The organism is Candidatus Jidaibacter acanthamoeba (genome assembly GCF_000815465.1).
GTDB classification, from domain to species: Bacteria; Pseudomonadota; Alphaproteobacteria; order Rickettsiales; family Midichloriaceae; genus Jidaibacter; species Jidaibacter acanthamoebae.
Genome location: NZ_JSWE01000210.1, coordinates 1 through 213 on the forward strand (window position 1 = coordinate 1; position 213 = coordinate 213).

Annotated in this window: 1 protein-coding gene; it reads left to right on the forward strand. The window is 40.8% G+C overall.

All coding sequences use genetic code 11. From position 1 onward, the window contains the following. Window positions 1-213: HEAT repeat domain-containing protein (locus tag NF27_RS12635; protein WP_039459161.1), on the forward strand; the 213-nt coding region annotated here is incomplete at both ends.

Consider the following 213-nt stretch of genomic DNA (forward strand, 5'->3'; position numbering starts at 1 on the left):
GTAGTACCTGCGCTAATAAATGCTTTAGAGTATAGTAATGGTGAGCTCAATATGAGTGTAGCTGAAGCACTGGTTAAAGTGGGAGCAGGGCATGTAGATATAGTAGTACCTGCGCTAATAAATGCTTTAGAGTATAGTAATGGTGAGCTCAATATGAATGTAGCTGAAGCACTGGTTAAAGTAGGAGCAGGGCATGGAGATATAGTAGTACCT